A 14552-nucleotide genomic window follows, 5' to 3' on the forward strand; every position below is an offset into this window, starting at 1 on the left:
GGGTCGAGCGTGCTCGCGAAGAGGCCTTGAAATCACCCTTGCTTCAAGATCTGCACGCTACTCACCACCGTGGCATATTCGCCATGCAAGTTCCCCAGCGACATTGCATGCACCTCTTCAGCTGAATGTGCGTTGCCGAAATAATCGGCCTTGTCGAAGGTGAAGCACGCATCCTCTGCCACCCAGGTATCAAACCCGAGATTGCCTGCCGTGCGCGCCGTAGACTCCACCGAATTGTTAGTCGCCACCCCGACGATGAACAACTGATCAATACCCGCCTCGCGCAAAAACGCTTCCAAACCCGTTGCACAAAACGCATCCGGCACCTGCTTTTGAATCAGTTGCTCGGCGGGTAATGGCTTAAAGCGCTCCTGAAACTCCACCCCGGGTTGTTGCGGCCAAAACACCGACGCCTCAGACCGGGACAAATGCTGCACGTGAATCACCGGCCGCCCGGTTTTGCGCCAATGCTGCAACAGATCGACGATGCGCAGCTCGGCCTGAGGGTTATTTCGACGACCAAGCTTGGGATGCAAGATGCCTTTTTGTTGGTCGATAATGATCAGTGCAGCGTTTGTCTTAAGCTCCATGCTGACTTTTCTCACGCGGGGTCATTGAATTTCGCACACTTCAGCATCACCTCTTCTTACAGGCAAGCCATCGAACGCAAACAGGACGACCTAATGCCCGCGGTTGCTGTCCGACCCTAAAGATGTTTCTAGATTTGGAGTACTCCATGATCGACCTGTATTACTGGACCACACCCAACGGCCATAAAATTTCGATTTTCCTGGAAGAGGCCGGCCTGCCGTACGACGTACACCCGATCAACATCAGCCAGAACGATCAGTTCAAGCCCGAATTCCTGAAAATCTCCCCGAACAACAAAATCCCGGCCATCGTCGACCACGAACCGGCCGATGGCGGTGCGCCGCTGTCACTGTTTGAATCCGGGGCGATCCTGCTTTACCTGGCCGAAAAAACCGGTCAGTTCCTGCCCAAAGACTTGCGCGGTCGTCAGCTGGCGCTGCAGTGGCTGTTCTGGCAAATGGGTGGCTTAGGGCCGATGGCTGGGCAAAACCACCATTTCAGCCAGTTTGCTCCGGAAAAAATCCCCTACGCGATCAAGCGTTATATCGATGAAACCGCACGCCTTTACGGGGTTCTGGACAAGCAGTTGGCGGAAAATGACTTCGTTGCCGGCAGCGAATACAGCATCGCCGACATGGCGATTTACCCTTGGATCGTTTCCCATAAATGGCAGAGCCAGAAGCTGGAAGACTTCCCTAACGTGCTGCGCTGGTTCAACCACATCAAGGATCGACCCGCCACCGTCAAGGCCTATGCGCTGGCCGCCAAGGTCAACCCGCCGAAATCCTGATTTCTTTCGAAGTTCGCTCCCACGCAGTGCGCGGGAGCGATGGCCGGCAAGAAATAACCCCAAACCCCGCTTGCGCGGCCACCTCCTGCTCTCTAACGTAGCGCCTTTACTGACGCTACCCCCGCAGGAGCTTTGCCATGGCCTCGCCAGCCCTTTCACATTTTCTTCCCCGGTTCGGCGTTGCCGCAGCAGTGGCCGGTGTTTTGAGCCTGACCGGTTGTCAGACCTGGAACACCCAGGACACCCTCCCACCGACCGTTGGCGTGCAGCCACTCAAGGGTTTGGCGCAAAACGTCTCCGTGCGCCGCAACGCCATGGGCATGCCGCTGATCGAAAGCAACAACTTCCATGACGCACTGTTCGCGCTCGGCTATGTGCACGCCAGCGACCGCATCACCCAAATGGTCACCTTGCGTCTTCTGGCCCAGGGCCGTTTGGCAGAAATGTCCGGCCCGGACCTGCTGGATGCCGACCGGTACATGCGCGCCGTCAATCTGAAGAAAAGCGCCAGCGAGCTGTACAAGGCCTCTTCGCCACGCCTCAAGCGTTTCTTTGAAGTCTATGCGCGTGGCGTCAATGCCTACCTGTTCCGCTACCGCGACAAACTCCCCGCGGACCTCGCCGCCACCGGTTACAAGCCTGAATACTGGCAACCGGAAGATTCGGCGCTGATTTTCTGCCTGCTGAATTTCAGCCAGTCGGCGAACCTGCCAGAAGAAATTTCTTCGCTGATGCTGGCCCAGACTGTCACCACCGACAAACTCGCGTGGCTGACGCCTTCTGCTCCCGATGAAAAACTGCCGGTGGCCGAGGCCGATAAACTGCAGGGTATCAAGCTCAATGGGCAGATCCCGGGTCTGGCAGAGATCAGCAAAGCCACGCTACAACTGTCCGATATGAATTTGCTGGGGGCGACCTCTTCGAACAATTGGGCCATCGCTCCGCAACGCAGCCGCAGCGGCAAAAGCCTGCTGGCCAGCGACAGCCATGGTCCGCTAGGCGTGCCTTCACTGTTCAGTTACGTACAGATCCGTGCACCGAAGTATCAAGCCTCCGGCGTGACCATCGCCGGCCTGCCCATGGTTTTGGGCGGTTTCAACGGCAAAGTGGCGTGGAGCATGACCTCAGTCATGGGCGACAACCAGGATCTGTTCCTGGAAAAAATCAAACGCCAGGGCAATGGCCTGACTTACGAAGCCGGCGGCAAGTGGCAGCCAGTGATCGTGCGCAACGAAACTTATTTCGTCAAAGGCCAGCGGCCGCTTCGCGAAGCGGTGTACGAGACCCGACATGGTCCGCTGCTTAACAGCGCGCAAGGCATGACGATGGCCAATGGTTTTGGCGTGGCACTGCAAACGCCAAACTTCACCGACGATAAGACGCTGGACGCCTTTTTCGACCTGTCGCGGGCACAGACCGTCGAGAAAGCCTCGGACGCCAGCCGCGAAATCCGCGCTATAGCCCTGAACCTGGTGTTCGCCGACGCCACCAATATCGGCTGGCAAGTCACGGGTCGCTACCCCAATCGCCGCGAAGGCGAAGGCTTGCTGCCATCGCCTGGCTGGGAAGGTCGTTACGATTGGGACGGTTACGCCGACCCGATGCTGCACCCCTACGATCAAGACCCGGCCCAAGGCTGGCTCGGCACCGCCAACCAGCGCGTTATTCCACACGGTTACGGCATGCAGCTGTCCAATTCCTGGTCGGCACCGGAGCGCGGTGAGCGCTTGGCCGAACTGGCAGGCACCGGCAAACACGACACGCGCAGCGTGATCGCCATGCAATACGATCAAACCACGACCTTCGCTGCCAAGCTGAAAAAGATGTTCGAAGCGCCGGGCATGTCTCAGCCGCTCAAACAGGCCATTCAGGCACTTCCTGTCGCTGATCGTGACAAGGCCCGAGAGGCCTACACGCGTTTGATGGCGTTCGACGGCAAACTCAGCGCGACCTCCGCCGATGCGGCGATTTACGAACTGTTTCTTCAGGAAAGCATGAAGCAGATCTTCCTCGACGAACTCGGCCCGGACAGTAGTCCGACGTGGAAGGCATTTGTCGCCAACGGCAAGTTGTCTTACGCAGCGCAGGCCGATCACCTGTTGGGGCGCGAGGACAGCCCATTCTGGGATGACGTGCGCACACCGCAAAAAGAAGACAAGCCGATGATTCTCGCCCGTAGCCTGGCCGCTGCAATGACCGCGGGCGACAGCCAATTGGGCGGCGATCACAAAGCCTGGCAGTGGGGCAAACTGCACCGCTATGAATGGAAGAATGCCAGCGGCCAGACAGTGCGCGGCCCGTTCGCAGCGGGCGGCGATCACACCACGCTCAATACGGCGGCGTTCGCCTGGGGTCAGGACTTCAACACCACGCTGGCCCCGGCCACGCGGTTTATCGTCGACTTCGGCCAGGCCGAACCGCTGATGGGCCAGAACGGTACAGGCCAGTCCGGCAACCCTGCCAGCCCGAATTACCTCAATGGCATTGATCCGTGGCTCAAGGGGCAATACATGAGTTTGCCAATGCAGCCGCAGAACTTTGACAAGGTCTACGGGAGCAAGCGGTTGACGCTCACGCCGGGTAAATAAGGATCGTCATAGATCAAATGTGTGAGCGAGCCTGCTCGCGAAGAAGCCGTGTCCGATACCGTTTTGGTGACTGACACACCGCATTCGCGAACAGTCTCGTTCCCACATTGGTCTTTCATGTGCCGAAAAACCCGATAGAACTTCTGACTTCGCGCCCACCTCCTAAGTAACAAGCCCACCCATATTGGTAGCAACATGGACCTTGTTATCGCGCGTCCCGAAGGTCTGTATTGCCCCGCCGGCGATTTTTATATTGACCCGTGGCGGCCGGTCGAACGTTCAGTCATCACCCACGCCCACGGCGATCATGCCCGCACCGGCAACCAGCACTATCTGGCGGCTGCGCCCGGTGAAGGCATCCTGCGTGCGCGCCTGGGCCAAGACATCAACCTGCAGACGTTGCCATATGGCGAGCGCTTGTTGCATCACGGCGTGACCCTGAGTTTTCACCCCGCAGGACACGTATTGGGGTCGGCGCAGGTGCGCCTGGAATACGGCGGCGAAGTCTGGGTGGCCTCGGGGGATTACAAGATTGAACCGGACGGCACCTGCGCACCGTTTGAACCCGTGCGCTGCCACACATTCATTACTGAATCTACGTTCGGCTTGCCGATTTACCGTTGGCAGCCGCAGGCGCAAGTGTTTGCCGAGATCAATCAGTGGTGGCAAGACAACGCGGCCGTGGATAAAACCAGCGTGCTGTTTTGCTATTCGTTCGGCAAGGCTCAAAGGATTCTGCACGGTATCGATGCCAGTCTCGGCCCTATCCTCGCCCATGGCGCAGTGGAACCGCTGAACCGGGTCTATCGCGAGGCCGGTATTTACTTGCCACCGACTCTTTATGCCGGCGACATAAAAAAGAGCGATCCAATAATGCGCAAAGCGCTGGTTATTGCCCCGCCATCCGCCGGCGGGAGTACCTGGATGCGCCGCTTTGGCGACTACAGCGACAGTTTCGCCAGCGGCTGGATGCGTTTACGCGGAACACGCAGGCGGCGAGGCGTAGATCGCGGCTTCGTATTGTCCGACCACGCCGACTGGCCCGGTTTACTGTGGGCGATCGAGCAAACCGGTGCGCAAAGGGTAATGGTCACGCACGGCTCGGTGGGCGTTCTGGTGCGTCATCTGCGCGAGCAAGGCCTTGATGCACAGGGCTTCAGTACCGAATACGGAGACGATGAAGAGGACGCCGTCAGCGTCGAACCCGACAGTGCCGAGGTACTGCCATGAAGGCATTCGCCGAGCTGTACGCCGAACTCGACGCGACCACTTCCAGCAACGCCAAATTGGCGGCGATGCAACGCTACTTCGCTCACGCCGCACCGGAAGATGCCGCGTGGGCGGTGTACTTTTTATCCGGTGGACGACCTCGCCAACTGGTTCCGGTGCGCGTGTTGCGCGAATTGGCGGTGGCGTTTTCCGGTCTGTCGCCGTGGCTGTTCGAGGAGAGTTACCAGTCGGTTGGTGATTTGGCAGAAACCATTTCGCTGGTCTTGCCCGAGGCTCTGCATACCTCCACCGATGGCCTCGCGGTGTGGATCGAACAAAATCTACTGCCGCTGCGTGGTGAAACGCCTGAGGTACTGGCCCAACGATTGCCCCATCTGTGGTCCCAACTCGATCGCCACAGCCTGATGCTGTGCATCAAATTGATAACCGGCAGCTTTCGCGTCGGGGTTTCCAAATTGCTGGTGACCCGAGCGCTGGCCTCCATGGCTCAATTGGACAGCAAACGTGTGGCGCAACGGTTGGTGGGTTACACCGACCTGTCGAATCGCCCCACTGCAGCCAGTTACCTGAAGCTGATTGCCGCCGAATCGTGCGATGAACATGCACAACGCGGCGGGCAGCCTTACCCGTTTTTTCTTGCCCATGGGCTGTCACAGCCAATTGAACAATTTGAAACACTGCTTGGCCCCGCCAGTCACTGGCAGGTCGAGTGGAAGTGGGACGGCATACGCGCCCAAGTGGTGAAGCGCGAAGGTCGGCTGTGGATCTGGTCTCGGGGAGAAGAGTTGGTCACCGAGCGCTTCCCGGAACTCGAAAGCCTGACGCACTGCTTGCCTGATGGCACGGTCATCGACGGAGAAATCGTCGCCTGGAAATCTGCCGGGCCCAACACCGAAGATGCGTTCAATCCGCAGTCGCCCGCTGCACCAGCCGTGCAACCCTTCGCGCTGTTGCAGCAGCGCATCGGCCGTAAAACCCTGGGCAAGAAAATTCTCGAAGAGGTGCCAGTGGTTGTGCTGGGTTACGACCTTCTGGAATGGGCCGGTGAGGACTGGCGCAACCAGCCTCAGGCGAAGCGTCGCGCGCAACTTGAGCAAGTGATCACCGCCAGCGCCAGCCCGGTGTTGTTGCCGTCACCGATATTGACCGGTGAAGACTGGTTCGACCTTGCCAGGCAACGGGAAGCCTCTCGCAGCCTTGGAGTCGAAGGCATGATGCTCAAGGCCCGGGACGCGTTGTATGGCGTTGGCCGAACCAAGGACATGGGCGTGTGGTGGAAATGGAAGGTCGACCCGTTCAGCGTCGACGCGGTGTTGATTTATGCGCAGCGCGGTCATGGTCGCCGCGCCAGCCTCTACAGCGACTATACCTTCGCTGTCTGGGACGGTCCGCCCGATGCCAGCGAGCGCAATCTGGTGCCTTTCGCCAAGGCCTACTCGGGGCTGACTGACGAAGAAATGCGCAAGGTCGACAGTATTGTGCGAAAGACTACCGTCGAAAAATTCGGACCGGTTAGCAGTGTGAAACCAAGCCTGGTATTCGAGCTAGGGTTCGAAGGCATTGCCTTGTCCAAGCGTCATAAAAGTGGCATTGCCGTGCGGTTTCCACGGATGCTGCGCTGGCGCCAGGACAAGTCGGTTGAAGAGGCGGATAACCTGGCAACGCTCCAGGATTTGCTCGGCTGATGCTCAGCGTACTTTCTGATTACGGGTCCAATGTGGTGCAAGGGTTTTCCTGCGCCCGTTTTCGTGCATAAATCCGACCCAGCTATTTTCGAATCACTTTTAAAACGCTTGTTCGGCACTCTGGTTCGGAAATTGCTACCTTCATTGGGTCTTACGCTTTCCAGTAACAATAATTCTGCGCCATAAGCGCTCATATTGGTTTTTAGGGATTGAATAATGAAAAAAGCATTGCTGACCCTTTCTGCACTGGCGTTGTGCATGGCTGCCGGCTCCGCGCTGGCCAAGGAATATAAAGAGCTGCGTTTTGGTGTTGACCCTTCCTATGCTCCTTTCGAGTCCAAAGCGGCCGACGGTAGCCTGGTAGGCTTCGACATCGATCTGGGGAACGCGATCTGTGCCGAGCTGAAGGTCAAGTGCAAATGGGTCGAAAGTGATTTCGACGGCATGATTCCGGGCCTGAAGGCCAATAAATTCGACGGTGTAATCTCTTCGATGACCGTCACCCCGGCCCGCGAAAAAGTCATCGACTTCTCCAACGAGCTGTTCTCTGGCCCAACCTCCTTCGTGTTCAAGAAAGGCTCCGGCATCACGGCCGAAACCGCTTCGCTGAAGGGTAAAAAAGTCGGTTACGAGCAAGGCACCATTCAGGAAGCCTACGCTAAAGCCGTGCTGGACAAGGCAGGTGTGACCACTCAGGCCTACGCCAACCAGGATCAGGTCTACGCTGACTTGACTTCGGGTCGTCTGGACGCCTCGATTCAGGACATGCTGCAAGCCGAACTGGGCTTTTTGAAGTCGCCACAAGGTGCTGACTACGAAGTCAGCAAACCCGTTGACGATCCTCTGCTGCCAGCCAAAACGGCTGTCGGTATCTCGAAAGGTAACAAAGACCTCAAGGCACTTCTTGATAAAGGTATCAAAGCGTTACACGACGATGGCACCTACGCCACTATTCAAAAGAAACACTTTGGCGATCTGAATCTGTACAGCGGCAAATGATGCCCGGCGCCCATCTCGCGATGGGCGCTTTTTTTATCCGATCAGGTTGCTGATTTATGTTCGAAAACCTATTACAAAACCTGGGGCTCGCTGCCTTCAGCCTCAAGGGCTTTGGCCCGTTGCTGATGCAAGGCACCTGGATGACCATCAAATTATCGGTGTTGTCGCTCTTGGTGGCCGTATTACTCGGTCTGCTGGGCGCCAGTGCCAAGCTCTCAAAAGTCAAACTGCTGCGGGTGCCGGCCCAGCTCTACACCACGCTGATTCGCGGGGTGCCGGACCTGGTGCTGATGCTGCTGATTTTCTACAGCCTGCAAACCTGGTTGACCTCGTTTACCGATTTGATGGAATGGGAATACATCGAGATCAACCCGTTCAGCGCCGGGGTTATCACGCTGGGCTTCATTTACGGCGCGTATTTCACCGAGACGTTCCGTGGCGCCATTCTCGCGGTGCCCAGGGGTCAGGTTGAAGCGGCCACGGCTTATGGACTCAAACGCGGTCAGCGTTTTCGATTCGTGGTGTTCCCGCAAATGATGCGATTCGCCCTGCCGGGCATCGGCAACAACTGGATGGTGATGCTCAAGGCCACCGCGCTGGTATCGATCATCGGCTTGGCCGATTTGGTCAAGGCAGCGCAGGACGCGGGTAAAAGCACCTATCAGCTCTTCTACTTCCTGGTGCTGGCAGCGTTGATCTACCTGCTGATCACCAGCGCCTCCAACTTCGTTTTGCGCTGGCTTGAACGTCGCTACGCCGCTGGTTCCCGGGAGGCCGCGCGATGATTGAACTCCTGCAGGAATACTGGAAACCATTCCTTTATACCGACGGCTATCACATCACTGGCCTGGCCATGACCATGTGGTTGCTCAGTGCCTCGATCTGCATCGGTTTTCTGGTGTCGATCCCGCTGTCCATCGCCCGGGTTTCGCCCAAGGCCTATGTGCGCTGGCCGGTGCAGTTCTACACGTACCTGTTTCGTGGCACACCGCTGTATATCCAGTTGCTGATTTGCTACACCGGCATTTACAGCCTGGCCGCCGTGCGCGCCCAACCGGTATTGGACGCATTCTTTCGCGATGCGATGAACTGCACCATTCTGGCCTTCGCCCTGAACACCTGCGCCTACACCACGGAGATTTTCGCCGGGGCGATTCGCAGCATGAACCACGGTGAAGTCGAAGCCGCCAAAGCCTATGGCCTGACAGGCTGGAAGCTGTATGCCTACGTGATCATGCCTTCTGCCCTGCGTCGCTCGCTGCCTTATTACAGCAACGAAGTGATTCTGATGCTGCACTCGACCACCGTAGCGTTCACCGCGACCATTCCCGACATTCTCAAAGTTGCTCGGGACGCCAACTCGGCGACGTTCCTGACCTTTCAGTCATTCGGCATCGCCGCATTGATCTACCTGACCATTACCTTTGCGCTGGTCGGCCTGTTTCGCCTCGCCGAACGCCGATGGCTGGCCTTCCTCGGGCCGACCCACTAGCACTTCCGATTTCAGGAACAAAAGCAAATGCGCCACCAGATACATGATTTGCTGGCCCCGCTGCCGGGGACCGCACGACAGATTCACAGTTTTCACTTCGGCCCGTCGACGGCCAAAGGCAAAATCTACATCCAGTCATCGCTGCACGCCGATGAAATGCCCGGCATGTTGGTGGCCTGGCACCTCAAGCAACGCCTGGCAGAACTGGAAGGCTCTGGACGCCTGCGCAGTGAAATCGTGCTGGTGCCCGTGGCCAATCCGGTAGGCCTGGAACAAGTGCTGATGGATGTGCCTTTGGGTCGCTACGAACTGGAAAGCGGTCAGAACTTCAACCGCTGGTTCGTCGACTTGAGCGATGCGGTCGGCAACGACATCGAAGGCCGCTTGGGTGACGATCAGCAAGGCAACCTGGAACTGATTCGCGAGAGCTTACGCAATGCGCTGGCCCGGCAGACCGCCAGCACTCAGTTGCAATCCCAACGCCTGACCCTGCAACGGCTGGCCTGCGATGCCGATATGGTGCTGGACCTGCATTGCGATTTCGAAGCCGTGGCGCACCTTTACACCACACCGCAGGCATGGCATCTGGTCGAACCGCTGGCCCGCTACATCGGCTCGGAAGCCAGCCTGCTGGCCACCGATTCCGGCGGCCAGTCTTTCGATGAGTGTTTCACCTTGTTGTGGTGGCAGCTCAAGGAACGCTTTGGCGAGCAGTTCGACATTCCGCTGGGCAGTTTTTCGGTCACGGTCGAATTGCGCGGCCAAGGCGATGTCAATCACCCGCTCGCGAGCCTCGATTGCCAGGCCTTGATCGACTACCTGATTCAATTTGGCGCCATCGCCGGTGAACCCGCACCCTTGCCGCCGCTGCCTTACCCCGCCACACCTTTGGCCGGTGTGGAGCCCGTCGTTACGCCCGTCGGCGGTCTGCTGGTGTTCACCGCGCTGCCGGGGGAATACCTGGAAGCCGGGCAGTTGATCGCTGAAATCATTGACCCGATCCTCGACCGCGTCACACCTGTTCATTGCACTAGCGCCGGGCTGATGTACGCCCGTTCGCTGCGACGCATGGCCACTGCCGGCATGGTGATCGCCCATGTCGCGGGCGCTGAAGCCTACCGCAGCGGTTACCTACTTTCGCCTTGAGGATGCATGCCCCATGTACAAATTGACCATTGAAGGCCTGCATAAAAGTTACGGCGATCATCACGTGCTTAAAGGCGTTTCACTCAAGGCCAACACGGGCGACGTCATCAGCCTGATTGGCGCCAGCGGCTCGGGTAAAAGTACTTTTCTGCGCTGTATCAACTTTCTCGAACAACCCAACGACGGTGCAATGACCCTCGATGGCCAGCCGATCCGCATGATCAAGGATCGCCACGGCATGCACGTGGCCGACGCCGATGAGCTGCAACGCATCCGCACCCGGCTGGCCATGGTGTTTCAGCATTTCAACCTGTGGAGCCACATGACCGTGCTGGAAAACATCACCATGGCCCCGCGCCGGGTGTTGGGCTGCGACAAAAAAGAAGCCGAAGACCGGGCGCGCCGCTATCTGGACAAAGTCGGCCTGGCCTCACGTGTGGCCGATCAATACCCGGCGTTCCTGTCCGGAGGCCAGCAACAACGTGTCGCCATCGCCCGCGCCTTGGCGATGGAGCCGGAAGTGATGCTGTTCGACGAACCGACGTCGGCACTGGACCCGGAGCTGGTGGGCGAAGTGCTGCGAGTGATTCAGGGACTGGCCGAAGAAGGCCGCACGATGATCATGGTGACTCACGAAATGAGTTTCGCGCGCAAGGTATCGAGCCAGGTGTTGTTCCTGCATCAGGGCCTGGTGGAAGAACAGGGCGCACCGGAAGACGTGCTGGGCAATCCCACGAGCGAGCGGCTGAAGCAGTTTCTCAGCGGTAACCTCAAGTAATCGCTCCCACATACACCAACGCAATTAAACTTGTCATGTTGCGCCGTGGTCACTGAAAGAGGACTTTCAGAGCGCACACGGCCGGCATGGGAACCTCCACCGACTTCGCAAAACAGTGGTTCACCGGGCGCGGCTGGAAGCCATTCGCCTTTCAGAAACACGTATGGACTGCCGTTAAACGTGGGCAGTCCGGCTTGCTGCACGCCAGCACCGGCGCCGGCAAAACCTACGCGGTGTGGTTTGCGGCACTGAATCGCTTCGCACGTTGTGCGCCATCCGAACCGAAGCCCCGACAGCGCAAACCCGTGGCCGAGCCGCTGACAGTCCTGTGGATAACGCCCATGCGTGCGCTGGCGGCGGATACGGCGCGGGCACTGGAAACACCGCTGAGCGACTTGCAGATTCCATGGAGCGTAGGCCTGCGCACCGGCGACACCAGCAGCAGTGAACGCGCCCGACAGAGCCGCCGCTTGCCCACGGCGCTGATCACCACTCCGGAAAGCCTGACCCTGATGCTGGCCCGTGCCGATGCGCAAACCGCGCTCTCGACGTTGCGCATGGTGGTGGTCGATGAATGGCATGAGCTGATAGGCAACAAACGCGGCGTGCAGCTGCAACTGGCGCTCGCCCGACTGCGTCGCTGGCACCCCGAGTTGATCGTTTGGGGCGTGTCCGCAACGCTGGGTAATCAATCCCACGCCGAACAGGTGTTGATCCCACATGGTGCGAGCATCAGCGTTCAGGGGCACACCAGCAAAGAGTTGCGAGTCGACACCCTGTTGCCGCAAGCCATCGAACGTTTCCCATGGGCCGGGCATATCGGCTTGAAGATGTTGCCGCAAGTGGTGGCGGAGCTCGATTCCAGCCCCAGCAGCCTGGTATTCACCAACACCCGTGCACAATCGGAAATCTGGTATCAGGCCCTATTGGAGGCACGTCCCGACTGGGCCGGCCTGATCGCCCTGCACCATAGCTCACTGTCCCGAGAAACCCGCGATTGGGTCGAGCGAGCGCTAAAGGACGGACAGTTAAAAGCCGTGGTCTGCACGTCGAGCCTGGACCTGGGTGTGGACTTCCTGCCAGTGGAACGCGTACTGCAAATCGGTTCAGCGAAAGGCGTGGCGCGGCTGATGCAGCGCGCAGGCCGCTCCGGCCACGCGCCGGGACGGATATCACGGGTGACACTGGTACCGACACACAGCCTGGAGTTGATCGAGGCGGCAGCAGCCCAGGACGCCGTCGCCCAACGACGGATAGAACCCCGTGAATCACCGCATAAACCATTGGATGTACTGGTTCAGCATCTGGTCAGCATGGCATTGGGCGGTGGCTTTGTTCCCGAAGAGTTGTACGAAGAAGTCCGCCAGGCCTGGGCCTATCGTGACCTCACACCCGCTGATTGGGCATGGGCGCTCGCTTTCGTACGCTATGGCGGACTTTCTCTGACAGCCTACCCGGATTACCGCCGAGTGGAGCCGGACGAGCACGGGGTATGGCGCGTACCCGACGCACGACTGGCGCGACGTCATCGCATGAGTATCGGCACCATCGTCAGTGATGCGAGCATTCAGTTGAAGTTCTGGAGCAAGGGTGGTGGTGGCAAACAACTGGGCAGCGTTGAAGAAGGTTTCATCGCGCGTCTCAAGCCCGGAGACGGTTTTCTATTCGCCGGGCGGTTGCTGGAATTGGTCCGGGTGGAAAACATGACGGCCTACGTCAAACGCAGCACCGTTAAAAAAGCCGCAGTGCCACGCTGGAATGGCGGGCGAATGCCGTTGTCCAGCGAGTTGGCTAATGCTGTCGTCGCACGCTTCAGTGCCGCAGCGCATGACGAATTTGTCGGGCCAGAAATGCAAGCGCTGCGCCCGCTATTGGCCGTGCAGCAGCAGTGGTCCGGCCTGCCGACGTCGACAACCCTGCTGGCCGAAACCCTGAAATCCCGTGAAGGCTGGCATTTGTTCCTCTACCCCTTCGCCGGTCGCCAGGTACACCAAGGCTTGGCAAGTCTGCTGGCCTGGCGCGTCAGTCAGCAGCAGCCTGTGACGTTTTCGATCGCAGTCAATGATTATGGGCTGGAATTACTCAGCGCCACCTATGTGGACTGGGCAAATCTGTTGACGGCTGATTTGTTCAACGCCAAGCATTTGCTGGAGGACGTTCTTGCCAGTCTGAATGCCGGTGAATTGGCACTGCGGCGTTTCCGTGAAATAGCCCGAATTGCAGGACTGGTGTTCGCCGGTTACCCCGGCGCACCTAAAAGTACACGTCAGGTTCAAGCATCCAGCGGATTATTCTTCGAAGTGTTCAAACAGTACGATGCGGGGAATTTGCTCTTGGCCCAGGCTGGGGAGGAAGTCTTACGGGAGGAACTGGATATTCGTCGCCTGGAACAGACACTGGACCACATCAGCCGGTTAAGGCTCGATGTGCACTCTATCAAACGTCCTACACCGCTTGGGTTTCCGCTGCTGGTAGAACGCTTTCGCGAAAGCATGAGTTCGGAAAAACTGGCCGACCGGATCAGGCGCATGGTCAGCGACCTGGAAAAAACCGCCGAACGCGGTAAAGCCTGATGAACACGGCTTTTCCAGTGAGGTTGGCGGGCGAAGAACTTTGGTTATTACCTGAAAAAGCGCTGTATTGGCCTGCACAACAAGCGCTACTGATTGCCGACGTGCACTTCGGCAAGGCTGCCGCGTATCGAAGCCTCGGCCAGCCTGTGCCGCAGGGCACTACCTCAAGCAATATCGGTGTACTGGATGGTTTGTTGACGGCTCTGCCCTGCCGTCAGCTGATTTTCCTGGGGGACTTTCTTCACGGTCCGGGTTCCCACGCGGCGCCGACGCTGAGCGCGTTGGCGACATGGAGAGCACGCCATGCCGACCTGCCGATGACGCTGATCCGCGGCAATCATGACAAAAGGGCCGGCGATCCGCCCGCCTCGCTGAACATTCGCGTGGTACCAGAGCCGTTACTGATAGGACCGTTTGCATTGCAACACGAGCCGCATCCCCACCCGAACCGGCATGTGCTGGCGGGGCATGTGCACCCGGTTTATCGCTTGTACGGTCGCGGCCGTCAACGCCTACGGCTGACATGCTTCAGGCTCGGCACAGACGTCAGCTTGCTGCCTGCCTTCGGAGCATTTACCGGTGGGTATCAGGTCGAGAAGGATGACAGCTGTCGGATTTTCGTAATCGGCGACAACGAAATATGGCCAGTCAATTGATACCCGTGCGGACATCCATTGACT

Annotated in this window: 12 protein-coding genes; 11 read left to right on the forward strand and 1 reads right to left on the reverse strand. The window is 58.5% G+C overall.

The window, feature by feature from the left end; all coding sequences use genetic code 11:
• Positions 1-32 precede the first annotated feature (32 nt).
• Positions 33-590 (reverse strand): isochorismatase family protein, encoded by a 558-nt coding sequence (locus ACQR3R_RS14300; protein WP_428272949.1) that lies wholly within the window; start codon positions 588-590, stop codon positions 33-35.
• 146 nt (positions 591-736) lie between these two features.
• Here ACQR3R_RS14300 and ACQR3R_RS14305 point away from each other — a divergent pair, with 146 nt between their 5' ends.
• The 11 genes from ACQR3R_RS14305 (at position 737) to pdeM (ending at position 14528) form a co-directional block, all read left to right on the forward strand.
• Positions 737-1381, forward strand: a complete 645-nt coding sequence (locus tag ACQR3R_RS14305; protein WP_428272950.1) for a glutathione S-transferase N-terminal domain-containing protein — start codon at positions 737-739, stop codon at positions 1379-1381.
• A gap of 137 nt (positions 1382-1518) precedes the next feature.
• Positions 1519-3969 carry a penicillin acylase family protein gene (locus tag ACQR3R_RS14310; protein WP_428272951.1) on the forward strand — a complete coding sequence of 817 codons (2451 nt, stop codon included), beginning with the start codon at positions 1519-1521 and terminating at the stop codon, positions 3967-3969.
• 195 nt (positions 3970-4164) lie between these two features.
• Positions 4165-5199, forward strand: coding sequence for a ligase-associated DNA damage response exonuclease (locus ACQR3R_RS14315; protein WP_428272952.1), 1035 nt, complete (start codon positions 4165-4167; stop codon positions 5197-5199).
• Positions 5196-6884 (forward strand): ATP-dependent DNA ligase, encoded by a 1689-nt coding sequence (locus ACQR3R_RS14320; RefSeq protein ID WP_428272953.1) that lies wholly within the window; start codon positions 5196-5198, stop codon positions 6882-6884. The genes ACQR3R_RS14315 and ACQR3R_RS14320 overlap by 4 nt, the downstream gene beginning before the upstream one ends.
• Before the next feature lie 216 nt (positions 6885-7100).
• Positions 7101-7883, forward strand: a complete 783-nt coding sequence (locus ACQR3R_RS14325) for a transporter substrate-binding domain-containing protein (protein ID WP_428272954.1) — start codon at positions 7101-7103, stop codon at positions 7881-7883.
• 56 nt (positions 7884-7939) lie between these two features.
• Entirely contained in the window at positions 7940-8668 is a 729-nt protein-coding gene (locus tag ACQR3R_RS14330; protein ID WP_428272955.1) for an ABC transporter permease subunit, read from the forward strand.
• Entirely contained in the window at positions 8665-9375 is a 711-nt protein-coding gene (locus tag ACQR3R_RS14335; protein ID WP_428272956.1) for a histidine ABC transporter permease HisM, read from the forward strand. The genes ACQR3R_RS14330 and ACQR3R_RS14335 overlap by 4 nt, the downstream gene beginning before the upstream one ends.
• Positions 9376-9402: 27 nt before the next feature.
• Complete coding sequence (locus ACQR3R_RS14340) at positions 9403-10521, forward strand: succinylglutamate desuccinylase/aspartoacylase family protein (protein WP_428272957.1); 1119 nt, start codon at positions 9403-9405, stop codon at positions 10519-10521.
• A gap of 13 nt (positions 10522-10534) precedes the next feature.
• Complete coding sequence (locus ACQR3R_RS14345) at positions 10535-11299, forward strand: ATP-binding cassette domain-containing protein (RefSeq protein ID WP_428272958.1); 765 nt, start codon at positions 10535-10537, stop codon at positions 11297-11299.
• Between the two features lie 86 nt (positions 11300-11385).
• Positions 11386-13872: a ligase-associated DNA damage response DEXH box helicase gene (locus tag ACQR3R_RS14350; protein ID WP_428272959.1), complete on the forward strand. Its 2487-nt coding sequence runs from the start codon at positions 11386-11388 to the stop codon at positions 13870-13872.
• Positions 13872-14528: a ligase-associated DNA damage response endonuclease PdeM gene (gene pdeM / locus ACQR3R_RS14355; protein ID WP_428272960.1), complete on the forward strand. Its 657-nt coding sequence runs from the start codon at positions 13872-13874 to the stop codon at positions 14526-14528. The genes ACQR3R_RS14350 and pdeM overlap by 1 nt, the downstream gene beginning before the upstream one ends.
• Positions 14529-14552: the final 24 nt, after the last annotated feature.

Source organism: Gordonia sp. IEGM753, assembly GCF_050321825.1.
Classification (GTDB): Bacteria; Pseudomonadota; Gammaproteobacteria; order Pseudomonadales; family Pseudomonadaceae; genus Aquipseudomonas.

Bases quoted from the DNA above. Each gene is read 5' to 3' on its own strand.
- ACQR3R_RS14300 (WP_428272949.1), bottom strand. From the start codon at position 590: ATGGAGCTTAAGACAAACGCTGCACTGATCATTATCGACCAACAAAAA.
- ACQR3R_RS14305 (WP_428272950.1), top strand. From the start codon at position 737: ATGATCGACCTGTATTACTGGACCACACCCAACGGCCATAAAATTTCG.
- ACQR3R_RS14310 (WP_428272951.1), top strand. From the start codon at position 1,519: ATGGCCTCGCCAGCCCTTTCACATTTTCTTCCCCGGTTCGGCGTTGCC.
- ACQR3R_RS14315 (WP_428272952.1), top strand. From the start codon at position 4,165: ATGGACCTTGTTATCGCGCGTCCCGAAGGTCTGTATTGCCCCGCCGGC.
- ACQR3R_RS14320 (WP_428272953.1), top strand. From the start codon at position 5,196: ATGAAGGCATTCGCCGAGCTGTACGCCGAACTCGACGCGACCACTTCC.
- ACQR3R_RS14325 (WP_428272954.1), top strand. From the start codon at position 7,101: ATGAAAAAAGCATTGCTGACCCTTTCTGCACTGGCGTTGTGCATGGCT.
- ACQR3R_RS14330 (WP_428272955.1), top strand. From the start codon at position 7,940: ATGTTCGAAAACCTATTACAAAACCTGGGGCTCGCTGCCTTCAGCCTC.
- ACQR3R_RS14335 (WP_428272956.1), top strand. From the start codon at position 8,665: ATGATTGAACTCCTGCAGGAATACTGGAAACCATTCCTTTATACCGAC.
- ACQR3R_RS14340 (WP_428272957.1), top strand. From the start codon at position 9,403: ATGCGCCACCAGATACATGATTTGCTGGCCCCGCTGCCGGGGACCGCA.
- ACQR3R_RS14345 (WP_428272958.1), top strand. From the start codon at position 10,535: ATGTACAAATTGACCATTGAAGGCCTGCATAAAAGTTACGGCGATCAT.
- ACQR3R_RS14350 (WP_428272959.1), top strand. From the start codon at position 11,386: ATGGGAACCTCCACCGACTTCGCAAAACAGTGGTTCACCGGGCGCGGC.
- pdeM (WP_428272960.1), top strand. From the start codon at position 13,872: ATGAACACGGCTTTTCCAGTGAGGTTGGCGGGCGAAGAACTTTGGTTA.